Source organism: Capnocytophaga bilenii, from assembly GCF_017565765.1.
Taxonomy (GTDB): Bacteria; Bacteroidota; Bacteroidia; order Flavobacteriales; family Flavobacteriaceae; genus Capnocytophaga; species Capnocytophaga bilenii.
In genome coordinates this window covers 147,279-172,484 of record NZ_JAGDYP010000001.1, presented here as the reverse complement: position 1 = coordinate 172,484, position 25,206 = coordinate 147,279, and the positions used below count along the sequence as shown (strand labels likewise).

At 38.6% G+C, this 25,206-nt stretch carries 18 protein-coding genes; 8 read left to right on the top strand and 10 right to left on the bottom strand.

Features of this window, described 5'->3' with window-relative positions:
• Positions 1-549, top strand: coding sequence for an RsmD family RNA methyltransferase (locus J4N46_RS00895; protein WP_208057498.1), 549 nt, complete (start codon positions 1-3; stop codon positions 547-549).
• A 173-nt stretch (positions 550-722) separates the two neighbouring features.
• Positions 723-2,120, top strand: coding sequence for a class II fumarate hydratase (gene fumC, locus J4N46_RS00890; protein ID WP_208057497.1), 1,398 nt, complete (start codon positions 723-725; stop codon positions 2,118-2,120).
• A gap of 68 nt (positions 2,121-2,188) precedes the next feature.
• On the opposite strand, the gene J4N46_RS00885 is transcribed toward fumC, so the two are convergent.
• Positions 2,189-3,337: a serine hydrolase domain-containing protein gene (locus tag J4N46_RS00885; protein WP_208057496.1), complete on the bottom strand. Its 1,149-nt coding sequence runs from the start codon at positions 3,335-3,337 to the stop codon at positions 2,189-2,191.
• A 126-nt stretch (positions 3,338-3,463) separates the two neighbouring features.
• Positions 3,464-4,339: a succinate--CoA ligase subunit alpha gene (gene sucD / locus J4N46_RS00880; RefSeq protein ID WP_208057495.1), complete on the bottom strand. Its 876-nt coding sequence runs from the start codon at positions 4,337-4,339 to the stop codon at positions 3,464-3,466.
• A 220-nt stretch (positions 4,340-4,559) separates the two neighbouring features.
• On the opposite strand from sucD, the gene panD reads away from it, so the two are divergent.
• Together panD and J4N46_RS00870 are read left to right on the top strand one after the other, a co-directional pair.
• Positions 4,560-4,910, top strand: coding sequence for an aspartate 1-decarboxylase (gene panD / locus J4N46_RS00875; protein ID WP_208057494.1), 351 nt, complete (start codon positions 4,560-4,562; stop codon positions 4,908-4,910).
• The gene (locus J4N46_RS00870) at positions 4,907-5,863 is read left to right on the top strand and encodes a lysylphosphatidylglycerol synthase transmembrane domain-containing protein (RefSeq protein WP_208057493.1); all 957 of its coding nucleotides are present in this window, start codon (positions 4,907-4,909) and stop codon (positions 5,861-5,863) included. Before panD ends, J4N46_RS00870 begins: the two co-directional genes overlap by 4 nt.
• On the opposite strand, the gene J4N46_RS00865 is transcribed toward J4N46_RS00870, so the two are convergent.
• Genes J4N46_RS00865 through J4N46_RS00845 form a run of 5 tightly spaced genes read right to left on the bottom strand, consistent with a single transcriptional unit; the run spans position 5,802 to position 11,233 of the window.
• On the bottom strand, positions 5,802-6,230 hold the full coding sequence (locus J4N46_RS00865) for a hypothetical protein (RefSeq protein ID WP_208057492.1): 429 nt from the start codon (positions 6,228-6,230) through the stop codon (positions 5,802-5,804). The genes J4N46_RS00870 and J4N46_RS00865 overlap by 62 nt on opposite strands.
• Before the next feature lie 4 nt (positions 6,231-6,234).
• On the bottom strand, positions 6,235-6,792 hold the full coding sequence (locus tag J4N46_RS00860) for a hypothetical protein (RefSeq protein ID WP_208058014.1): 558 nt from the start codon (positions 6,790-6,792) through the stop codon (positions 6,235-6,237).
• 24 nt (positions 6,793-6,816) lie between these two features.
• Positions 6,817-8,355: a YifB family Mg chelatase-like AAA ATPase gene (locus tag J4N46_RS00855; protein ID WP_009751324.1), complete on the bottom strand. Its 1,539-nt coding sequence runs from the start codon at positions 8,353-8,355 to the stop codon at positions 6,817-6,819.
• A gap of 54 nt (positions 8,356-8,409) precedes the next feature.
• The gene (locus J4N46_RS00850; protein ID WP_208058013.1) at positions 8,410-9,444 is read right to left on the bottom strand and encodes a chorismate-binding protein; all 1,035 of its coding nucleotides are present in this window, start codon (positions 9,442-9,444) and stop codon (positions 8,410-8,412) included.
• 46 nt (positions 9,445-9,490) lie between these two features.
• Positions 9,491-11,233, bottom strand: coding sequence for an ABC transporter ATP-binding protein (locus J4N46_RS00845; protein WP_208057491.1), 1,743 nt, complete (start codon positions 11,231-11,233; stop codon positions 9,491-9,493).
• Between the two features lie 739 nt (positions 11,234-11,972).
• On the opposite strand from J4N46_RS00845, the gene J4N46_RS00840 reads away from it, so the two are divergent.
• From J4N46_RS00840 to J4N46_RS00830, 3 genes are all read left to right on the top strand, one after another.
• Positions 11,973-13,346, top strand: coding sequence for a hypothetical protein (locus tag J4N46_RS00840; RefSeq protein WP_208057490.1), 1,374 nt, complete (start codon positions 11,973-11,975; stop codon positions 13,344-13,346).
• A gap of 142 nt (positions 13,347-13,488) precedes the next feature.
• Positions 13,489-18,144: a DUF6531 domain-containing protein gene (locus J4N46_RS00835; RefSeq protein WP_208057489.1), complete on the top strand. Its 4,656-nt coding sequence runs from the start codon at positions 13,489-13,491 to the stop codon at positions 18,142-18,144.
• Between the two features lie 2 nt (positions 18,145-18,146).
• Positions 18,147-18,617, top strand: a complete 471-nt coding sequence (locus tag J4N46_RS00830; RefSeq protein WP_208057488.1) for a hypothetical protein — start codon at positions 18,147-18,149, stop codon at positions 18,615-18,617.
• A 1,112-nt stretch (positions 18,618-19,729) separates the two neighbouring features.
• Here J4N46_RS00830 and J4N46_RS00825 read toward each other — a convergent pair.
• Together J4N46_RS00825 and asnA are read right to left on the bottom strand one after the other, a co-directional pair.
• The gene (locus J4N46_RS00825) at positions 19,730-20,965 is read right to left on the bottom strand and encodes a site-specific integrase (protein WP_095900568.1); all 1,236 of its coding nucleotides are present in this window, start codon (positions 20,963-20,965) and stop codon (positions 19,730-19,732) included.
• A 247-nt stretch (positions 20,966-21,212) separates the two neighbouring features.
• Positions 21,213-22,142, bottom strand: a complete 930-nt coding sequence (asnA, locus tag J4N46_RS00820) for an aspartate--ammonia ligase (RefSeq protein WP_236013574.1) — start codon at positions 22,140-22,142, stop codon at positions 21,213-21,215.
• Between the two features lie 294 nt (positions 22,143-22,436).
• On the opposite strand from asnA, the gene htpG reads away from it, so the two are divergent.
• Entirely contained in the window at positions 22,437-24,323 is a 1,887-nt protein-coding gene (gene htpG / locus J4N46_RS00815; RefSeq protein ID WP_208057487.1) for a molecular chaperone HtpG, read from the top strand.
• A 142-nt stretch (positions 24,324-24,465) separates the two neighbouring features.
• Here htpG and J4N46_RS00810 read toward each other — a convergent pair whose 3' ends face one another.
• A complete protein-coding gene (locus tag J4N46_RS00810) occupies positions 24,466-25,185 on the bottom strand; it encodes a YebC/PmpR family DNA-binding transcriptional regulator (RefSeq protein WP_009414800.1) in 720 nt (239 codons plus the stop codon).
• Positions 25,186-25,206 lie beyond the last annotated feature (21 nt).

Below are 25,206 nucleotides of genomic sequence, written 5' to 3'. Positions count from 1 at the left end.
ATGCGTATTATTTCAGGAAAAAACAAAGGAAAACAACTTATAGCACCCTCCAAACTACCCGTGCGCCCCACAACAGATTTTGCAAAAGAAGCCCTTTTCAATATCCTTAATAATGATTACTATTTTGAACAACTCTCTGTACTCGACCTTTTTACAGGTACAGGCAACCTATCTTATGAGTTTGCAAGTAGGGGCTGTCCTGCTGTAATAGCCGTAGATAGCTATAATGCCTGCATACAGTTTGTAAATAAAACAGCCCGCGAACTCAATTACCCGATTACAGCACTAAAAGCCGATGTATTTGAATACCTAAAACGCACCAAGCAACAATTTGATGTCATCTTTGCCGACCCACCCTATGATTTCCCTTTAGAAAAAATAGCACTAATAGTACAACTTGTATTTGATAATGAACTACTTAACGAAGATGGTATCCTCATTATTGAACATTCCACCCGTACCGATACCTCTACGCTCCCTTTTTTTTCCTACGAAAAAAAGTACGGAGGCTGTGTGTTTAGCTTTTTTGAAAAAGATTTAGATACATAAAATTATGACCGAGATATTGTTACTAAGGAATTTCAAAAGAGTGTAAAAAAATATTTAAAATAATTTTGATATTTAGACAAATTATCGTACATTTGTAGCGTTATTCAGAAGAAATCATTCGTTTTCTTACGCTATCTGATTATAAATCATCTTTTTAAATGTAAATATAGAATATGAGTTACAGAATTGAAAAAGACACTTTGGGCGAAGTAAAAGTCCCCGCCGATAAATATTGGGGAGCTCAAACCGAACGCTCACGTAACAACTTCAAAATTGGGGCTCCTGCCTCTATGCCAAAAGAAATTATTCGCGGTTTTGCCTACCTCAAAAAAGCCGCTGCTTATGCCAACTTCGATTTGGGCGTACTTCCAGCCGAAAAAAGAGATGCAATCGCACAAGTATGCGATGAAATCCTTGCAGGAAAGCTCGATGACCAATTTCCATTGGTTATCTGGCAAACAGGCTCAGGTACACAATCAAATATGAACGTCAATGAGGTGATTGCCAACCGTGCTCAAGTATTGGCAGGAAAACAAATTGGCGAAGGCGACCCCGTATTAAAAGCCAATGACGATGTAAATAAATCACAATCGTCTAACGACACCTTCCCTACAGGTATGCACATTGCCTGCTACCAAATGGTGGTAGAGAAAACACTACCAGGGGTTCAAAAACTACGCGACACATTAGCAGCTAAAGCTGAAGCTTTTAAAGATGTAGTAAAAATAGGTCGTACACACCTTATGGACGCTACTCCTCTTACACTCGGTCAAGAAATCTCTGGTTATGTAGCCCAGCTCGACCACGCTATCAAAGCAATTAAAAATACACTTGCACACCTTTCAGAACTCGCTTTGGGAGGTACAGCTGTAGGTACAGGGCTTAACACCCCTAAAGGTTACGATGTAAAAGTAGCCGAATATATTGCTAAATTTACAGGGCACCCCTTTGTTACCGCTCCTAATAAGTTCGAGGCTTTAGCCTCTCACGATGCTATCGTAGAAAGTCACGGGGCTCTAAAACAATTAGCTGTTTCACTCAATAAAATTGCGAACGACATTCGTATGATGGCTTCAGGACCTCGCTCAGGTATTGGCGAAATCCTTATCCCTGCCAACGAACCAGGTAGCTCTATTATGCCGGGTAAAGTAAACCCTACACAATGCGAAGCGATGACTATGGTTGCCGCACAAGTAATGGGTAATGATGTAGCTATTACAGTAGGTGGCACTCAAGGTCATTACGAGCTAAACGTATTCAAACCGCTATTAGCTGCCAACTTCCTTCAGTCAGCAGAATTGTTAGGCGATGTATGTGTGTCATTTGAAGAACATTGTGCAAGTGGTATAGAACCTAACTACAAACGAATTAAAGAATTAGTAGATAATTCATTAATGTTAGTTACTGCACTCAATACCAAGATAGGGTACTACAAAGCTGCCGAAATAGCTCAAACAGCACATCGCAACGGCACTACCCTCAAAGAAGAAGCAGTGCGTTTAGGTTACGTTACCGCAGAAGACTTTGATAAATGGGTGCGCCCCGAAGATATGGTAGGAAGCCTTAAATAATAAACAGCATACAAAAAGGGCTACCCGAAAAATACTTTCAGGTAGCCCTTATTTTTTTTAATAGGTAATTAATTAGCACTGTTCACGTGTTCAGCACCTTCCAATATAAAATCCGTAAGCCGCTGCAAATAAATACTAATTTGAGGGTCAGTAACGTTAAAAAGCATTACGATAACCACTTTTTCATTAGGATATACTGATAGCCACCCATAACCACCTACACCCATACCTGTATGACCAAAATACTCACGGCTATTCCAGTCAGTTTGGTTTTGCCAGCAGATACCGTAATTTACCTCTTCATCATCAATAGTACATTGCTTTTGTAGCATTTCATATTCAATAGCTTGCGAAAGAAAACTGTGTCGTTCAATAGCAATTCCCATTTTAGCAATATCGTGTGAGGTAGATAAAAAGCCACCTCCTGCCAATTTAAAGTAGTTATTTACTTCAGTAGCCTTATTTAATCCTTTCTTGCTACGAGTATAGGGGGTAGCCTCATTATTGATAATCTTTCCTCTATCAGGAAAGGTATTCCACATATTTAGCGGTTTGAATACTTCATCTTTAGCAATATCTTCAAATTTTCTATACAAACACTTTTCAATAGCGTATGAAATTAAGTTGATGCCATAGCTACTATATAAAAACTTAGTACCAGGTGCCGATTGTAATAAATCATCTTTAAACAAGTCAATACCCTGTTCTATAGTAAATGGTTTATTAAGCGTATATTCATTGCCTTTATAAGAACGAATGCCTGCTAAGTGCCCTGCCAACTGTTTGATAGTAAAATCAAATGGCTTTTCAGGGAAGTTAGGCACATATTCGTACAAAGAAGTGTTCCAATCAAACTTGCCTTGCTCTTGTAGGCGTGCCAAAACCACTCCAGTAATAGCCTTGCTCATACTTGCTATTCTAAACAAAGTACTTTTAGGGTTGATAGGTGTTTTTTTAGCAATATCGGCATAACCATAGCCCTCTTGCCATAGTATTTTTCCTTCCTTAGCTACTGTTATTGAGGCACCTGGTATCATCTCCTCCTGAATAAGGTAATTGATTATCTTCTCACCTTCACCACGTGCCTCCTCAAAAGAAGTTACTTCCGAAGGATTCTTTCTAAATACTTCAGTATCTAAAAGTCGTTTCTGTCCGAATAATGAGCTGAAAAAAGTAAATATTGTTGAAAGCAAAGTAATTGAAATTAGTTTTTTCATAAATATTAATGAATATTTTAAAAGTGCGGCAAAAGTAGTAAAAATAATGAAAAGACATAAAAAAAGTGTTCAGAAAAGTTTTAAAACCTTTCCGAACACTTCACTATTATGGAACGAGTTATATAATTATTTCTTCATTACCTCCGCTACTTTCTCACCTATTTTAGCAGGCGAATCAACTACGTGTATACCACATTCTTTAAGGATACGTTTTTTAGCTTCGGCAGTGTCATCAGCACCACCCACAATAGCACCAGCGTGTCCCATAGTACGTCCTTTAGGAGCAGTTTCACCAGCAATAAAGCTTACCACAGGTTTCTTATTACCATTAGCCTTAATCCAGCGAGCAGCTTCAGGCTCCAATTGCCCCCCAATTTCACCAATCATCACAATGCATTCAGTTTCAGGGTCGTTCATTAGTAGTTCTACCGCTTCTTTAGTAGTAGTACCAATAATAGGGTCACCTCCTATACCTATAGCAGTAGTAATACCCAATCCTTGGCGAACAATTTGGTCGGCAGCCTCATAAGTAAGTGTCCCCGATTTAGAAACGATACCTACTTTACCTTTTTTAAAGATGAAACCAGGCATAATACCCACTTTAGCTTCTTCAGGAGTAATTACACCAGGGCAATTAGGACCTATCAAACGGCAGTCTCGGTTCTTGATGTAAGAAGCTACTTTCACCATATCAGCTACAGGAATACCCTCTGTGATAGTTATAATCACTTTTATTCCAGCATCGGCAGCTTCCATAATGGCATCAGCAGCAAAGGCAGGCGGAACGAAGATAATCGATACATCAGCATTAGTAGCTTTTACGGCATCGGCTACTGTATTAAATACAGGCTTGCCTAAGTGAGTTTGTCCCCCTTTATTAGGGGTAATACCTCCTACTACATTCGTGCCATAAGCAATCATTTGCTCTGCGTGAAAAGTACCCTCGCTTCCTGTGAAGCCTTGTACAATTACTTTTGAATTTTTATTGACTAATACACTCATTGCGGTTAATTTTTTAACTTTTATTGAAGCAAAGATAAGTATTTTTTTTAAATCTACAACTTTTAAGCAATAAAAAAATAACAAAACGTAACATTTATTTTATATAAAGTTAGTTTTCAATACTTTATAAAAATATTAATTATTATATTTTTTAGCTTTTCTTGCTCGTAATTACCAATTAATTCCTATCTTTGCCGCACTTTTATAAAATTAATGAGAAATGCAAATAGAAGTATTAAAATCTAAAATACACCGCGTAAAGGTTACGGGTGCCGATTTAGATTACATAGGTAGTATTACCATCGATGAGGCTCTTTTAGAAGCTGCTAATATGATTGAAGGTGAAAAAGTATCAATCGTGAATGTGAATAATGGCGAACGTTTTGATACTTATATTATTAAGGGAAAGCGAAACTCTGGTGCTATTGTCCTCAATGGGCCTGCAGCTCGTAGAGTACAAAAAGGTGATATCGTCATTATTATTTCTTACGCTCTTATGAATTTTGAAGAGGCTAAAAACTTCAAGCCTGCTATTATTTTCCCCGATGAACAGACTAACTTACTGAAATGAAAAAACTATTAAAAATAACACTCCCGCTTGCTGTGGGAGTGTTTTTGTGTGCCTATGCCTATAGTCAATTTACTGAAGAACAACTATCACAGGTAAAAACTACTTTCTTAAGCGCCAACTATTATTATATTGGTTTTTCTGTATTTTTAGGCTTTTTAAGCGACTTTTCACGCGCTATTCGCTGGGAATTCCTGCTCCGTCCTTTAGGTTATCGCACCTCTCTTTTACATAGAACAATGGCTGTCTTTATTGGCTATTTAGTAAATGTAACCATTCCACGTTCGGGCGAGGTATCAAGAGCCCTATTGGTAAGCAATTACGATGAAGTGCCTATAGACCAATCGCTCGGCACAATTATTTCCGAACGCGTAATTGATATGCTGCTACTTTTGCTATTTACTGCTGTAGCTTTCGTATTGCAATTTGAAGTGATAAGTACTTTTTTGCTGTCTAAAATTCCTTTCCAAAAGCTTTTGTGGCTGCTCATTGGGGGCGGATTACTCTTCGTTGTGCTGTTGTACTTCATCTATAATTCTCAAAATAAACTATTTATAAAATTAAAAAACTTTCTCAATGGTATAAAAGAAGGCGTACTTTCAGTACTGAAAATACGCCATAAACTATTGTTTTTGTTACATACCCTTTTTATATGGGCTATGTATTTCTTGATGTTTTATATTCCCTTTTTTGCTTTGCCCGAAACAGCCAATATTAGCTTGCCCAATGTGCTTACGGCTTTTGTAGTAGGTAGCTTTGCTATGACCTTTACCAATGCAGGCTTTGGTTCCTATCCGTTTTTTATAGCCGAAGTGTTACTGCTGTTTGGGGTTGCTACTCCCATAAGCACAGCTTTTGGTTGGCTTGTATGGAGTTCTCAATTTGCTATGACCCTTATTCTTGGGGGGCTGTCGTTTGTTTTGTTGCCTTTGATAACAAAAAATAAAAACAAGTGATAAACCACCCTACCCAAAATAAGTAAAAACCCGAATGAAACTTAATATTCATTACTTTATGAGCTGTAGTGGTAAAATCTATATAAGTGAGATAAGCACCTATACCTCCCACTATTATTAGCAGTAAGGCAAGCAATCGCGCAAAATTATGACTTACTTTGCTCTTGAAGGTTTGTAAAAATAGTGCTAATATAAACTGCACTATAAATAACAAAATAGCTGTTTTCCACCATACTTTGAAAACAGCGTATTGGTTGTATGCTGTGCTTACGCCTATTCTGCCTATAAACGACATTTTTGAAATAAGCACCCCCGATATTAGGCTTAATAAAGCTTGTACAAGAGTTAATATACTAAAATTCTTCATATACTTATTTTTTGATAATCTTCCAGCCTGTATTTTCGTTGTATTTCAGTTTGAATTTTTGGGTAATGAATGAGGCATTAGGATAAGGGTCTTTGCCAAAAGCGTAAAAAGGTGTTTTTTCTTTATCCAATATCACCGTGCAAACAGCTACGTTTTCAGTATTTTTTTCAATAGTTATTTTTTTCTCATTTAGCTTATAAATGATTGTTTTTACTTCGGCACTATTCTTGTTTTGTTTTACTAAATAAGGCAAAGCCTCTTTGGTAAGCACAGGGGTAATGATGTGCACGCTATCTTTTGAAAACCATCTTTTGCGTGTTTTTTCATCGTTGATTTCTATAAATCCATCATCTGTTAGCTTTTGTATAGCATCAATAGTTTCCCTATCTTTGTTGGTTACTAATTTCTGCTTATCAGTGCGGAATTTAGCGGTTTCAAATAGGGGCTGCTCTTCTAAATGACTGCTAATGAGTTCGGTAATTTCGTCATTATCAAGCTGCTTGCTGTTGTTGCAAGCTACAAAGCCCAATAGGGCAATACACATTGTAAAAATACTGCGAATTTTCATTTTTTATATAGTTAATTATTAATTTCCAAACCAACCTTCACGATCAAGACTTCGGTACTGTATAGCCTCGCCTATATGCTCTGGCAATACCTCTTCACTTTTAGCCAAATCGGCAATGGTGCGTGCTACCTTCAGTATGCGGTCGTAGGCACGTGCCGATAGGTTTAGCCGTGCCATTGCACTTTTCAATAAAGATAATGAGGCTTCATTTACTTTGCAAAACTTCTGAATTTGCTTGGTGTTCATCTGTGCATTGTAATGAATATGCTCATAGTCTTTGAAACGTTCCGTTTGTATATTGCGTGCTTCAATCACGCGCTGCCTAATCTGGCTACTACTTTCGCTTGGTCTGCTATCCGATAGCTTTTCAAATGGTACAGGATTTACTTCTATATGTATGTCAATCCTATCAAGCAAAGGACCCGATATTTTATTCATATACCGCTGCATTTCGGCAGGAGTAGAAACCATAGGCGCATCGGGGTCGTTGAAATAACCACTAGGGCTAGGATTCATACTTGCTACCAGCATAAATGATGAGGGATAAGTAACCGAAAATTTAGCTCGCGAAATTGTTACTTCTCGGTCTTCTAAGGGTTGTCGCATCACTTCCAGCACCGCTCTTTTAAATTCGGGCAATTCGTCAAGAAAGAGCACTCCATTATGGGCTAATGATATTTCACCTGGTTGCGGATAAGCCCCTCCTCCTACTAAAGCTACATCAGAGATGGTGTGGTGTGGGCTGCGGAATGGGCGATGACTCATCAGTCCACTGTCTTTGATGCGCCCCACTACGCTGTGTATTTTGGTAGTTTCCAAAGCTTCGTGTAGTGTCATAGGGGGTAGGATACTTGGTAGACGTTTTGCTAACATTGTTTTTCCTGATCCAGGGGGCCCTATCAAGATGATATTATGCCCTCCTGCAGCTGCTATTTCCATACAGCGTTTTACCATCTCTTGTCCTTTTACATCAGCAAAATCAAATTCGGGATTGTCTAAGTTTTTGTAAAACTCTTTGCGAGTATCAATTTTGGTAGCTTCCAACTCTTTTTCACCATTGAAAAAGGCTATTACTTCTTTGATATTTGTAACACCATACACCTTTAGTTGGTCTACGATAGCAGCTTCTTTAGCGTTTTGTGCAGGTAGTATAAAGCCTTCAAAACCTTCTTTGCGGGCTTGTATGGCAATGGGTAAAGCTCCTTTGATGGGTTGTAAGCTGCCATCCAATGATAGTTCGCCCATAATAATATATTTGTCAATTTTATCGGCTATGATTTGCTCGTTGGCAGCAAGAATACCAATAGCAAAGCTCAAATCGTAAGCAGAACCTTCTTTGCGCATATCGGCAGGTGCCATATTGATGGTTATTTTTTTGCCTGGTATTTTATAGCCGTTGTTTTGTAGGGCTGCAGCTATGCGGTAATTACTCTCTTTAATAGCTATATCGGGAAGACCTACTAAGTGGTAGCCTACGCCTTTATCTATATTTACTTCAATGGTAATTGTAGTTGCTTCTACGCCAAATACGGCACTTCCATAAATTTTTACTAACATATCTCGGCTGATTTTTGCTCCAAAGGTACTAATTATTTTTGATTCTGCAAACTCTTAAGCAATAATTTTGTACATTGTTTGTGCTTTATTTTGTGTTTCTTCGTATTCTTTTTCGGGTACAGAATCTTTGGTGATACCTCCTCCTACATATAGGTAAGTGTCGCTATTGCTTATTTCCATACATCGCAGGTTTACATATAAGCGCAGTTCTTTTCCTTCTTGCATTTCTCCACAATAGCCTGTGTAGTATTTTCGGTGGTAGGGTTCGTTTTCCAAGATGAATTGGCGGGCTTTATCGGTGGGATAGCCGCATACAGCAGGGGTAGGGTGCAAACGTTCTACTGTTTTGAAAACGAGATTGTTAGGTAAATCACCTTTTATTTCGGTACATAAATGTACTATGCCACCTGCGCGTACTGTTTTGGCAGGGGCTACCTCGCAACAAGTGGCATAACCTTCCAGCTGTGCTACAATGGTGTTGGTAACTATTTGTTGCTCTTCTTTTTCTTTAGTATGCCATAGTATTTCACCCTCCTTAAAAGGCTGTGTGCCTGCCAATGCCATTGTGCTAAAATGCCCGTTCTGGTGATGTAATAACACTTCAGGGGTGGCTGCTAACCACGTGCCTACTTGTGGGTGATAGAATAAATAACAATAAGCACTCGGGTAGCTCACCAACATATTTTGAAAACTCTTTATAGGGTCAGCCGCCTTGTTCAGAGTTATTTTGCGAGAAAGCACTACTTTCTGTAGTTTGCCTTCTTGTATTGCTTGCACAGCTTGTCCTACCAAAGCGATGTGTTGTGCCTTTTCGGCTTCGTTGTTGGGCAAAGCAGTTTGAGTGGGAATATCTGCTTTTTCGGTAGGCAAATAGCTTTCTAAAGTATTTTCGGTACTAAAAGGAAGAAAAACAGTGGGACTATCACTGCTAAAAGGGGCGAATAAAAAGCCGTCAGTTGCCCGATTTTCTTGAAAATAATGCAAGGTATCGTCAGTTTGCCAATGTAGGCTTACTTTGTTGCTAAAAGGTTGCTTTGTGCATACAAAAGGCAGCTGTTGTGTGTATAGGCTTTGCGCTTTTTCTATCATTTTTTCTGATGATTCGTTGTTGAGGTTAGTGATTATTGGTAAAGTGTTAGAATGTTTGGGTGTCGTAAAAGGCTTTGAAAGCACCATTTTTAGCTAAAAGCTCTTCTTTGGTTCCTTGCTCAACTAATTCTCCGTTGCTGAGCATCAATATTTTGTCGGCGTACTTGGCTACCGATACGCGGTGGCTAACAATGATAACTGTTTTGTGCTGAAGGCTATCGCGCAGGTTGCTAAGTATTTTCTCTTCAGTGTCGGTATCTACGGCTGAAAGGCAATCGTCCAGCAAATAAATTTCAGCAGGTTTTAGCAGGGCACGGGCAATGGCTACGCGTTGTCGCTGTCCGCCGCTAAGCGATACACCTCGCTCGCCCAGCATACTGTCGTATTGGTGTGTGAAATCTATAATATTGTGATGTACTACAGCTTTTTGGCAGGCTTCTATCATCTGCGCTTCGGTAGCGTTATTGCCATAGCGCAGGTTGTTGCGAATGGTATCCGAGAATAGAAAATTCTCTTGAGGTACTACCGAAATGGCTTGTCGCAGATTGTGAAGATTTAGCTGTTGTATAGGTTGATTACCAATGAGTATCTTGCCCTCATCGGCATCGTACATACGCGATATAAGGTCTAAAATGGTACTTTTTCCGCTACCTGTTTTGCCTATTATAGCTACCGTCTGTCCTGCTTTAATATCAAAAGACACATTTTTAAGTGCTTGTATATGTGTGTCGTCATAGGTGAAGGATACGTTTTCAAAACTTATATTGCCGTTGATAGGGGTAGGGTGTGGGTTTAGATTGCGTATTTGGGGCACTACGGCAAGAAACTCGTTGATGCGTTTTTGAGAAGCTTCGGCTTGTTGCACAATAGAGCTTACCCAGCCTACGGTAGCTACAGGCCAAGTGAGCATCATTACATAGATACTGAACTCTACAATCACCCCTATAGATTGTATTTCACCAGTGTAATAAAGTCTGCCCCCAACGAATATCACCATTATAAGGCTTAGCCCTATCATTAGTATCATTGTTGGGAAAATAAAGGCTTGTATTTTGGCTAATTTGATGTTTTTTTGTCGTCCGTCTTCTACCAATGTGGCTAATTGTTTTTGGGTAGTATTTTCGTGGTTGTAGGCTTTGATAACCCCTATACCCGAGAAGGTCTCTTGTGAAAAGGTAGAAAAATCAGATAAGAAAGCTTGTACTTTCATTGTCTCTACGTTTATCTTTTTGCTCATTGTGTAGATGAGAATTGAGAGCAAAGGCAGTGGGATAAGCGTAAAGAGGGTAAGTTTCGGCGAAATGATAAACATCAGTGGGATTACACAAGCAAAAAGCGTGATGGTTTGCACGCTGTACATTATGGCAGGCCCTGCATACATACGTACTTTTCCTACGTCTTCACTAATACGATTCATCAGGTCGCCAACGCGGTTTTGCTTATAAAAGCTCAATGATAGTTGCTCATATTTGGCAAAAATCTCATTTTTCATATCGTATTCTATGTAACGAGACACATTGATGATGAGTTGGCGCATAAAAAACATAAGAATTGCCGAAATAATGGTAGTTCCAATGATAATAGCAGCGTATTCTATGAGCAATGATATTATTTGGTCTGTATTTTTGGTAGTAGAACGAGCAAAATTTTCAATAGCAGCAATTGCATTCTTTACATATCGGGGCATAAAGAGTGAAAATACACGTGATATAATAGTAATAAAGATTCCTAAAAGGAGGTGGTATTTGTATTTAAAAAAGTATTTACGTACGTGTTTTAAGTGCGCCATTTTTAGTGAATTATGTTTTCTTTTTGGGTGCAAAAATACGATATAATTAGCAAATTACAAAAGTTTCATTCCGTTGTTTTCACAAAGTAGTACCATATCATCTGTCCATACAGAAGCCTGTACTTCGCCTATATGGGCTTTTTGCAGAAAAATTGAAACTACTTATATAATCTATTTTAAATAAAGAAGATACAGGAATTACAAGAAGATTAGGTAATGATTTAGTAATAGCTCTTATTTCATTTGATTACACCTATTTTCTCAGTAACTTCTAGGTGCAAAGGTACAACATCTTGACAATATAACCAAAAAATTTTACCTTTGCACCCACAAACGTGCGTTGCTGCACGGGCTTTTATAAAAGCCCGTGCAGCAACGCACGTTTGTGTGGGGCTGGTAATATGTCAATGTTCTGCCTATCTATGTAGTAGAATTACTACAAAAATCAAAAAACTTGCCCAAGCCTTTGTAAGACTGAAAAATCTTTTGTAGCTTTGCCCCATATTTAATTTAAAATCATTAAAGATATGGTGATAGCTATTCTAAGGTAAAAACAGCTTTATCATAGGAAAGGTTTCATATCTAAAAAGATTGTTAAATCTGACTCTAAAAATACTGACTTAGTAAGGAGGTAAAAACCTCATCAGTGAGTGCTAAAGTACCACTAAAGAAAGAAAAGCAACAGTAACCTCAAGTGGACACTTCTATTCAAGGAAGTATCTTAAAATCAAATTAGAAAATGGCAACAAACCCTATTGAACAACGTATCGAGCAAATAGTAGATGAGTGGGACATTTCAAAAACGGACTCCCAAGCACGTATAGTGCGTATACTCTCTCAAAGAGATGAGCAGGATATAGTAGATACTTTCTTTACTTATATGATTGCTACAGATACTGATATTATGGATATTGCTTTCCATTTCGATGCAATGTATACCAATGATGAAGAATATACTAAATCTCTGTTAGAGGAATTAAAAGAAACTATCACCATTTGGAATACAAATCAAAAAGAGGTAGGAGAAGACGAACAGGAAACTTCCGAAAAAATTGATTGGGAAGTAGATTACAATATAGGAAAAGAAATGGGATGGGCAGGTGTTTTTACAGCTAATTTCAATAAATTAGCCGAAGCACTCCATCTCTTAGAAGGCAACTATACCGTAGCTATTCTTAAAAACACCAACAAAAGCAAAAACTTTATCCAATGGCTTTTTAAATGCCTTGACTATGGTATTAGTGAAAAAGTACGTTTCCTTGTAACTGATACAGTGAATACTCTTGTATTTGACAGCTTAAGTAGGGAAGGCAAACAAAAAGTTTATACAATTTTTTTAAACTTAAATATGCCTTTGGCTATGCAACAAATTACTTCAATGCTTCCTCCTGATGAGCCTTCTGTCAAATACCGTAAGGCTTTTATAAGTATGACTAAGGCTATAGAAGAAGAAAAAGAGAGTGAAGCCGAAAAGTATGGAGAGGTATGTATCGCTGAAGCTCAAAACTTATTGAGTAAAGACCCTTATTGGCTTACTCAATTAGTGGTAATTTATACCATTTTGTCTAATGATAAAATGCGTTATAAAAAAGACAAAGAAGTTTTAGAGTATGCTGACAAAGCTGTAGCTACTGCTGTTATCGCTGAAAGTCAATTGGAAAAATCAGTATCTCAAGCGCTCCTTGCACAAACCTTACTGTATAGAGGAACTATCTATTATATTAAAGAAAAATGGGAAAACTCATATACTGATTATCTTACAGCCTATGAACTTTACTTGCAATCAGATAACCCTATCTTATTGATTGAGGCAGCAAGAATGTTGGCTAATGCAGGCTTTCACTGTAACAAAACCAAAGAAGCAATGGAGGCTTTAAAAGTAGCTGTTTCATTAGGAAAAGTTTTAAGCAAAGAAGCTGCTTTTGGTTCTTCTTACCGCATTGCAGTGGATACATTTATGGAAAAGAACTATGAAAAGTATCTTAGCTATGATGAGATAGAAGCTATCTGCGAACCTCTATTTGGTAAACAGTGGAGAGAGATAGTATCAAGTTGGAAAAAGGTCTCTGATGAGGAAACTTTAAATAAAATGGCTGAACAATGCGACAGATAAGTCGCTACTTAGGGCGTGATATAAGGCACACATTATTGGCTTTTTCATAGGAATACTCTTTATAGTCATAGGATTTTATTTCTCCTATATAGCCTTACATACAAGGGACAATAAATAATAACACACACAAAATTAACAAAAGATGTCAAACAACAACTATTTAAAGAAGATATTCAAGAAGGACGGAGAGGACTCCATAGCTGACGCAGGTAGTACAGACCAAGCGTTGCAGGGAGCTGAGGAAAACCTTTTGCAGAACTCTGAAGCTGTTGTTGGGGCAGTAAATGCCCTAAAAGGACTTGCCGATGGGAGTGTAAGCCCTATAGAGGCAGCCTTAGACATCAAAGCGGCTATCGATGCAGTACAAGGACTCTCAGGACAGCTCTCCGAGTCGCTGATGATGCCCCTGATGACTCACTTAGCAGCGTTTAAAGGTGAAGCCTTTTTGCCTGTAGCAAAGCAGTTAGACCCTGTAATGGGGATAGATGTACACTTTGTTACTGTTCCGCCAGGGACTCCTGTTCCCCTGCCTCACCCTTACATTTCTGTACTTTTCAGAGCTAAGGATTGGGTTAGCTGTATGGTCAATATGGTAAAGGCAGAAGTAATGAGTGCGGTACAAGAAGCACAACCCAATGCCAATGAACCTCAAACAGAAGCAGAAGAAGCCGCACAAGCCAAAACTGATAAACTCATCAATCAAGCCGATGGCTTAGTATCTACGGCTTTAGGAATGGCAGGGCTTAGTGCCACCGTGCTTATTGGAGGCGTACTACCACGAGCTATTACAGGCACTACCTCAAGAGTAATTCCACATATCCCTATGGGAGCAGGTTTTCATCCTAGCTTTGATGTGCCTGTGGCTAAAGACAACGGTACAGTCTATTTAGGAAGCCTCTTTGTAACAGCCGATGGCGACCCTATGGCAGGGATGATGCACCTGAACTATGACTGCTGGGATATAGGCATTATAGACCTGTTCAAAAGCCAACGCAATAGTACCAAAAAATCACCCGACCCTAAAAACCCTAAAACAGAACTCTTTGTCCCTTCAGGCAGTATCCTGCCTATCCCTTGGAGCCGACCTGTACTGGTCAATACCATACCTACCCCTATCAACCCTTTGAGTATAGGCGATAGACTCTTCAAAGCAGGTTTGGGCAAACTCAAGTTAGGACAACGCTTCCGAAAGTTAGCCGAAAAAGGCATCTCCAAACTGCCCTTTTCTTGTGCTACCAAAACCAAACTCTCTAAACATCTGGGTACAGGACAAAGCCACCCTGTGGAAGTAGCCGAAGGATATTTCTATACCGATAATGAAGACTTTAGCCTCTCAGGAGTGATTCCTTTGGTATGGGAACGCACTTGGTATAGCTATAGCCCTTACGAAGGTCCTTTAGGCTATGGCTGGCACCACTCTTACGATATGGCTATAGGTTTTGATTGGGAAGCCAGAGTAGCCACTATCAGAATGAACGACGGACGAGGGGTAGATATAGAACTACCTAACAGTCCCGACAAACCTACTTTCCACCGCTTAGAAAAACTCTACTTATGTGTGGATGAAAGCGGACGTTATTACGTAAAAGACACCTCAGGACTCTGCTACTATTTTACGGAAACAGCATACCCAATGAAAGGCAGTGAGCGCAAGCAACAGCTGCTGGAGAAAATAGTAGATAGAAACGGACACCAAATACAACTGAGCTATAAAGCCAATGGAGCCCTTACCCAGCTAATAGACTCAGCCGAACGTACCTTAACCTTTGAAACAGATAACGAGGGACGTATCACCACTATATACGCACCTCACCCCAAACAAGAAAACGAACGCTTTGCGATCGCACAATATAGCTACTCCGAGGAAGGAGATTTGCTCACCCATACCGATGCTTTAGGGCAGCCTATGCACTTTGCCTACCAAAACCACCTAATGGTAAAAGAAATTTGGCGCAATGGTACGGTATGGACATTTACTTACGATGGCAAAGGCACAGGAGCTAAATGCGTAGAAGTACGAGGTAGTGAAGACCTCTTGCACTATACCTTTGATTACTCCGACCCACATTGCACACTGGTAAGAGATAGCTTGGGCTATACCAAATCTTTCTATCATCACAACGGACGTGTCATAAAATACATAGACCCCGAAAAAGGCGAATGGAACTCCCATTACAACAGCTTTAGCGAATTGGAAATGGAAACTGACCCCTTGGGTAATACCACCAGCTATCTCCACGATAAATGGGGCAATGTGGTAAAGGTCATAGAACCCGATGGGAGCCTTACCCAAATGGAGTACTACGACCCTTATAACAAACACCTGCTTACCGAAGCCACTGACCCAAGAGGAGGCAAATGGGAATGGAACTACGACGAGGTAGGTAACCTTACCGAACGCAAAACGCCTTTGGGAGCTACCACAGCCTTTAAATACGAAGAAGGACTGTTGCGCTCCCTCACCGATGCATTGGGAGCTACTACGGAAGTAAAATACGACGACCAAAAGAACATCAAGCAGATAAAAGCCCCTAATGAAGGCTATACCAAATACGAATACGACCACTTAGGGCAATGTACGGCTATTACCAACCCTCACCAGCTAAGGCAACTGCGCCACTATGACCTGTTGGGACGTGTGGAATACTTACAGGACTTTGACAACAACAACATCTCATTGAGCTACGATGCGATGGACAATGTGGTGCGTTATAGAGACAGCAACGGCAAGGACATCCGCTACCGTTACAAAGGCTTAAACAAACTCATAGAACGCACTGAGGGTGATAGCACTGTACGCTTTAAATACGATACCGAAGGACAACTACGCCGTATTGTAAACGAAGAAGGCGAAGAATATCTCTTTGATTTGGACGGCAATGGCAATGTACGCAAAGAAAACGCTTTTGACGGACTCATCAGAGAATATGAGCGCAACCAAGCAGGTTGGGTAACAAGAGTACAACGCACTAAAAAACGCTATACAAACTACGACTACGACCCTAACGGACGTATAGCCCAAGTAAGTTACCACGACGGCAGCAGCGAGCAGTACCTCTACGAAGCAGGATTTTTAAAAGAAGCCACTAATGCCGATGCAGTAGTGAGCTTTGAAAGAGACAAATTAGGCAACATCACCAAAGAAAGTACCAAACGCACCAATAGCGATGAAGTAACCGAAGTCTATAGCGAATACGACATTCTCGGCAGACGTATCAAACTAAGTAGCAACTTAGGAGCAGAGATATCTTTTGAACTTGATAAACTAAGTAACATCTCTCATATTCACGCCACAACCTCCCCTTCTTTGGAGGGGCAGGATTCTTGGGAAGCTAAAATAGACTACGACGAGTTAGGTTTAGAAATTTACCGACAGCTTACAGGAGGTGTAAAACACGAAACCCGAAGAGACCGCTTGGGGCGTATGCGCCACCAAGTAACCAAAGATGGACAAGGGGCAAATATCTATTGGAAAGAATACCAATGGGGCATAGACTACCGCTTGTACAACATCATAGACCATACCTATAAAGACCGTGATGTTGCCTTTGACTACGATGATAAGGGCTACCTCGTACGTGCTATTTATGCCAAGAAAGAAGAACAGTTCCGTACTCCTGACAAACTCGGTAACTTATACGAGACAAAGGACAAGAAAGACCGCAAGTATAAAAACAGCCAACTCCAACAAGACCAAACCTATTTTTACCACTATGATGTAGAAGGTAACCTTATCTTTAAAGAGCATATTAAAGACGTTGGTTTCCGTCCTTTCTTTAGTGGTAGTGAACTCCGTGACTTAGGCATAAATCCCAAAAGCACTGGTAAAGGCTTTTTATATACTTGGAACGCTAATGGCTCACTCCGCTCTGTTACAGACCTAAAAGGCGTTACTTATAGATTTAGATACGATGCTTTCGGTAGGCGTTTAGAAAAACGCCGTATGGCTTCCACGTTCCGTTTTGTATGGGACGGGAATGTGCTCCTGCACGAAACTTTCAAAAAAGACAACTCCGAAAACACTGAGCTTACTACTTGGGTCTTTGAAGGTTTTGTGCCTACCGCCAAGTTGGTGAATGGCAAAGCGTACTCTATCATAAGCGACCACTTAGGCACTCCTATACTTGCTATTGATAGCGAGGGGAATGAGGTTTGGAATCGACAATTAGATATATATGGCAGGGTAAAAAGAGAAATTAAAGCATCCTCATTAGGAGATGACGTACGCCCATTTATACCATTCCTTTATCAAGGGCAGTATTATGATTTTGAGACCAATCTTGCTTATAATCGTTATCGTTACTATTCTCCTGAAACGGGGGCTTATATTTCACAAGACCCAATAGGACTTGCGGGAGGGAATCCTACACTATATGGGTATGTTTTTGACCCAAATAGTTGGATAGACCCATTGGGGTTAAGCGGTCGTGGTGGTGCTAAACATAAGGAAATTCAAGAGCAACTACGAGATGATTTAAAAGGTTTGGGCAAAAATGTAGGAACAGAAGGGCAGATAAAATTAAAAAACGATAAATCAAGATTTGGTGATGTAGTAGTATATGCAGACGATAAAAAGAAACAAATATTAGAAGTACATCAAATCGGGGATATGCGTACTCGTGGCGGGTTTAGACCTTCATCAAGAGAGCGAGGGGCAATTATGGATATTAGAGAGGCTTTAGGGGATAATGTAAGAATAGTTTTCCACGATAAAAAGGGACAGGTAACACTTATAGACCCCGACAAAGCCGATGATTGGAAAGAGCCAAGTAAAAAACATAGAAAAAATAGTTGTTAATTATGAGTTCAATACAGTTTAATTATTTTGCAGACGAACAAGGAGAGCAAATTATAAGACAAGAACTTTTAAAGAAGTTCGGTTCTCTTTATGTAAGAGATTACTTTGGGAAGAAAGAAAGTATAATAAAAGAGATAGAAGAATTTCCTCCCGCTCCTTTTGAAATTTATTTAACTTATGAAAGTTTGGCTTCTCAAATAATCACCCTTTCAGGTAAATCGTCCATTTCTATTTATGATAGTCCTGTTATTGAATATTCTCCATCAGGAATAGACGATGATAAGTATTATAGTGGTCGCTTAGCCTATTTTGGGGCAAATGAGTTTCCTGAGTTTAAAAAAGATGTGCAATCTTTATTCAGAAAACTCAAAAAAAAGTGTTGGAAAGATAAAAATGAGTGGGTATTTGAAACTATTGGAGATGAAGCAACGGTTTTTATACCGAATAGGATTGTTCATCTAAAAAGAGAATGATACTTTCTGCTCTAATTGGTGTGTGTTTTCGGTAATGCCTCAAATGAGTTGTTAAAATTTTGTTACATTAGAAGTCAATCTAACACAAAAACAACAAAGGTTTATTTCATTTTAGAATTCATAGAGAAAAATATTTTTCACTTCTATGCTTAAGAATAAGTCTAATAGAAATATAATAAATAAAAAAGTCCTTATGAAAGAAAACTTTATAAGGACTTTTTTCGTCGTTTAGTTTAATGCAATAAAAATATAAAATTAAAAAACCACGACTTCGGAGTGCGTTTTAAGCTCCCTGCAAGGGCAAGTTGTTTTGAGTGCCTAAACGCCTAATGCGTGCCTCAAAACACAACTTGCTCTGTTCGGGTGAACAGAAAATTCTCCCTAAAGGTCAAATTTTAATTAACCATAAGAAAAGAAGATAAACACTACAAGCTCATAAAGTGATTTAGGGCATATTAGCAATATATTTAATCAATCACTTACTTACAAAGTTATTTACAATTCTATGTAAAGCTATATGTATATTTGTACATTACTTTGCATTCACGTATCAAAGCAAGCAAGTATGTACGAAAGTAAAAACGTAATTAAGTAGCTACATACTTTGAATTTTTTTCATTCGACAATGGGAGGAAAAGCGGTATTCGTTTCAAAAAACAATCTGTAAGAAGCAGCATTTTTCTCATATTTGACATTTTTTTTTATTCGCTTAAAGGTCGGAATGAGCTGGTTTCGTTTCGAGTGCCATAAAAGGTCTGTGTTTAGCTTCTGCAAGGTTTTTCAAAAAAATACTACCCGCAGGACAACGGACAAGGGCTGGAGATTTTTTTGAAAACCCATCGGGCTTGACCTTGCAAGAAGCGTTAAGAACACAGAAATACCTTTGCACTCGAACAACGAACCGCCATTACGTGCCTTAAGTGTTTAAAACAGGAAAAATAGGTAAGTCTTAATGACGTATTTCTATTTGTGACAAACGAATACCCTTTTCCTTATTTGTTGAAGTCTTTTTCTCTTCTAATAGCTTTCTGTAAGGCAACAAAAAAATCCATTGACACATCTCTTTTTGAAATGTTATCAATGGATTTTAATTCTCAGAGGGAATTTGTTAGTTATCCTATCTTTAAGTTTTTTAATCGTTCGGCAGCAATTTCCATATCCTTGCTAATTTTCTCATTGGTGATTTTAGCATAAATCTGGGTGGTTTTGATATTCTTATGTCCCATCATCTTGCTAACACTTTCCAAGGGGACTCCTTCTGTTAAGAACAGAGTACCAAAGGTATGGCGTGCCCAGTGAAAGGAGATAGGTTTTTCACGAATGATGTTACAATCTTTCATCATCTTTTTGATCAGGAGGTTGCAATTAGCATTGGAGGGCGTAGGAAACAATGCCTCAGTACGAGTAGTGCCCTCATATTTTTCAATAATTTTCTCGGCTATATCCAACAGACGTACATTACAGGACACATCGGATTTCTGACGGCGTTTGATAAGCCATTTGTTGCCGTCAAAGAATGATTGTAAGTGACTTTTCTTGAGCTGCTTGATGTCAATATACGAAAAACCTGTAAAGCAACTAAAAACAAATAGGTCTCGTACTAATTCAGCAGAAGCACTCTTAGGGTGATATTGTAAAAGAGTTTCTACTTCCTCTCTAAGCAAATAGCCTCTGTCTTTCTCCTCCATAGAACTTATATAATTCTTAAAAGGATTGCGATAGATGATACCTTTGTCTATAGCTATTTCTACCATTTTACAAAGGGGCATCATATAAACCCATATTGTGTTGTGAGTAAGACTTTTATTAACTCTAAGATAGAAGTCAAAATCGTTGATAAAGTCTTCTGTAAGCTCTTTGAAAGAAATATCACTTCTGTGGTATTTGTACTGGATAAACTCGCTCAAATGAGTGTATACATTTTCGTATTTGTTAAGCGTACTGTAACTTCTAACACCTTTTTCTACCATCAGGGCAAAGTCTTCTTTGAACTTCTCATAGACTTTTAGCAAGGAATCTTCCATTACTCCTATGCCTAGAAAAGTAGCTTTTAGCTTCTGAGCAGTAACCACTCCCTCGTACTTCATCAACTCCTCATAATGAGTAATGATACGTGATCGAATCTCTTCCAGCTTGCGATTAAGTTGGGTAGCTTCTTCTGTTTTACCTGTTACTCTGCCATATTTCAAATCCCATTTCTGTGGAAGAATTTCAAGTTTGGTACTAAACTGAGCTACCTGATTGTCAATGGTAATACGTCCCATAATAGCAACCTTACCGTTCTTCTTTGGGGCATTCTTTTTAAGGTAAAACAATACCTTAAAGGTTGAGCGTTTTACTTTTTTCATACTCTAATTTTTTAATTTGCGAAAGTACTTTTTATCAAGTTACTGTACAATATGAAAAAAGGTGTAAAACACTGAAATATAACCTATTAATAAAAAATATTTTTCAATGTATTAGGTAACGATTTAGAAACCTAATTTTGAAAAAACCTATCCAAATCATCTAAGACCCTGTCTTCTCTTATCTTCCTGTCAAAAAATTAATCCTCTTTGTATGAGCTAATTACATTATTTTTTGTAGTTTTGCTTTTTATTCGTAATTTTGCAAGAAAAACATACAGATACGAGACTGACCTATACCTCCACCTATGGTGAGTGGCAATTGCCCTTTTAGCAACATTTGGTGATATTCAAGCTGTTTGCGTTCTTCGGCATTGGCAGTTTTTAGCTGTTGGCTAAGCGAACTCTCATCCACACGAATACCCATAGACGAAAGCTCTAATGCTTTGTCGAGCACTGGATTCCAAAAAATAAGGTCGCCATTGAGCTGCCAATCGTCATAGTCGGGGGCACGATTGTCGTGTTTTTTGCCTGAACGTAGGGTGTTACCTATTTGAGTGATGAAGATAGCCCCTTTTTCTTTAGCAAAAACTTGTTCGCGCTCACTGGGTGATAAGTTAGGGTAACGATCTTCTAAGCCTTGCGAAGTAATAAAAGTAACTTCGGGCGGCAATAGCTTTCGGCATAGAGGATATTGTGCAATAAGCTGTGCTTCAGTAGCTAAAAACACTTGGTATATTTGTCGTACTGTATAGTGCAAATATGACAAAGTACGTTCCTGAGGGGTAATGATTTTTTCCCAGTCCCATTGGTCTACGTAAATAGAATGTGTGTTATCCAATTCCTCATCACGGCGGATAGCATTCATATCGGTATAAATACCCTCGTGCATCGCGATGCCATAGCGTTTTAGGGCTAAGCGTTTCCACTTGGCTAAGGAATGGATAATTTCTATATCGTCATCGGGATAGTGTTTCATTTGGAAAGTTACAGGTCGTTCTACGCCGCTGAGGTTATCGTTGAGTCCTGTGCGTTTTCGCACAAATAATGGCGCTGATATACGGGTGAGATTCAGTGCTTTAGCAAGAGTAGTTTCAAATGTATCTTTGATGAGCTTGATAGCTCTTTCGGTATCCATAATCCCATAAGGAGAATGGTAATTTTTAGGAATGATGAGCATAAGGCTGTTTGTTTGTAGATGTTTATCGCCCAAAAGTACAAAATAATGTTTAATTGACAATACTTAATGATTATTTTTTTATTTTTGGTCAATCTCACTGCTATTGTTTGCTTACTTTCCTCTTATGAAGGTTTGTTGGGAATAGTAACTGAGCAATCGATTTGTAAGATAATAGTAAAGATGTAATTGATTGAAGGGGATAAGAACTGACAATTTGGCAGTTGAAAGCAGTTTGGTATTCTTTTGGCTATGGTATAGAACTGAAAAATAATAACAGAATAATTATAAAACAAAATGAAAGGTAATATAAACGTTTCGGTGGAAAATATCTTTCCGCTAATTAAAAAATTCTTGTATAGCGATCACGAAATATTTTTGCGTGAGCTTGTATCTAACGCTACTGATGCTACTTTGAAGCTGAAACACCTTTGTAGTATTGGTGAGGCTAAGGTAGATTATGGCAATCCGCTGATTGAGGTGAAAATAAACAAAGAGGCTAAGACGTTACATATCACCGACCAAGGGATTGGTATGACTGCCGAAGAAGTGGAAAAGTACATCAACCAAATTGCTTTTTCCGGAGCTGAAGAGTTTTTAGAAAAATATAAGGATACGGCTAAAGATGCTGGGGTGATTGGTCATTTTGGGCTTGGGTTCTACTCGGCTTTTATGGTGGCTAACGAGGTGGAAATCATAACCAAATCATATACCGATGCACCTGCTGTGCGTTGGGTGTGTGATGGTAGTCCGGAGTATTCTTTAGAAGAAACCACCTTGCGTACAGAACGTGGTACTGAAATTATACTGCACATCAATGACGATTCGCTTGAGTTTTTGGAAGAGTATCGCATAGGCGAGCTCTTGCGCAAATACAATCGTTTTATGCCTGTGCCTATTAAGTTTGGTACTAAACAAGAGGCTTTGCCTCGCCCTGAAAATGCTCCTGAGGACTACAAAACAGAATACGTTACGGTAGATAATATCATCAACGATACTCACCCTGCGTGGACTAAAAAACCTGCCGACCTTACCGATGAGGATTATAGGGAATTTTACCATAGTTTGTACCCTATGCAGTTTGATGAACCTTTGTTTCATATTCACCTGAATGTAGATTATCCGTTTAACCTTACTGGTATTTTGTATTTTCCAAAGCTTAGCGGAGATATGCAATTGCAAAAAGACCGCATTCAGCTTTACCAAAACCAAGTGTTTGTAACCGATAATGTAGAAGGTATTGTCCCTGACTTTTTGACGATGCTCAAAGGGGTAATAGACTCTCCTGATATTCCGCTAAATGTATCGCGCTCTTACTTGCAGGCTGATGGCAATGTGAAGAAAATAGGTGCCTATATTACGCGTAAGGTTGCTGATAAACTTAAACAGCTTTTTACTAATAATCGTGAGGATTTTCAGCAAAAATGGAATGATATTAAGGTGGTATTAGAATATGGTATGCTCACCGATGATAAATTCTATGAAAAAGCAGGTGATTTTGTGCTATATCCTACTGTAGATGGCAAATACTATACACTTACCGAACTAAAAGAAGCAATTCAGTTGCTTCAAACAGACAAAAATGGTAAAATAGTAGTGCTTTATGCCCAAAATAAGGAACAACAATATGCTGCTATAGAAGAAGCTACAGCAAAAGGCTACCAAGTACTGCTATTGGATAGTCCTATTGTACCGCATTTAATACAAAAATTAGAAGGGGATAATGAGGGACTTACTTTTGCTCGCGTAGATGCTGCTCCTATAACAAAGCTTATTGAAAAAGACGAGCCTATAATTGCTAAACATAGCGAGGAAGAGAAACAAACGCTAAAAGCTGAGATAGAAAAAGTAGTGCCTAAAGAAGGATATATGGTGCAGTTGGAAGATTTGGGTAGTGATGATGTTCCTTTTGTTATCAATCAACCTGAGTTTATGCGCCGTATGAAGGAAATGAGTGCTACAGGTGGCGGTATGATGGCTATGGGCTTACCCGAAATATATCACGTGGTAGTGAATAGTAATTCTCCCTTAGCAGATGCAATATTAGCTGCCCCTGCAGAGGCTGATAAAGAAACTCTTATAAAACAAGCCTTTGATTTAGCTCGTTTATCACAAGGTTTGCTAAAAGGCAAAGAACTTTCCGATTTTGTAAAGCGCAATTTTGAACAAATTACAAGCAATTAGTAATAAAATGTAGATAACAATGTAATTAACTTTGCTAAAGTTTAAGACTTTGGCAAAGTTTTTAATTTTGCTTACAAAAAGAAAAAGAGAATGCTTGGTTTAAACATTCTCTTTTTTTGATGAATAGTCAACTATAATAGGCTTATTCTTCCGATTCCTTCATAGTGTGATAAACATTCTGGACATCCTCGTCTTCTTCTATTTTTTCTAATAGTTTTTCAACATCAGCTTGTTCTTCAGGAGTGAGTTCTTTGGTAACCTGTGGAATGCGTTCAAAACCTGATGACAGAATCTCTATATTCCTACTTTCAAGCTCTTTTTGTATAGCTCCAAAACTCTCAAAAGGAGCATAAATAAGAATACCATCTTCGTCTGCAAATACTTCTTCTGCTCCAAAATCTATCATCTCAAGTTCCAATTCCTCAGGGTCTATACCTTCAGCATTGATACGAAAGTTACACGTATGGTCAAACATAAATTCTACAGAACCAGAAGTCCCCAATGTACCATTGCATTTATTGAAGTAGCTACGTATATTTGCTACGGTACGATTGTTATTATCAGTAGCAGTTTCTATCAGCACAGCTATACCGTGTGGTGCATAGCCTTCAAAAAGCACTTCTTTATAGTTAGCGGTATCTTTTTCACTTGCTTTTTTTATAGCGCGTTCTATATTTTCTTTCGGCATATTAGCTGCCTTAGCATTCTGTATTACGGCACGTAGTCGAGAGTTACTTTCAGGGTGCGGACCTCCCTCTTTCACTGCCATTACAATATCTTTTCCTATACGAGTGAATGTTTTTGCCATTGCAGCCCAACGTTTAAATTTACGGGCTTTTCTAAATTCAAATGCTCTTCCCATCTTTTTTAATAATTAATTATT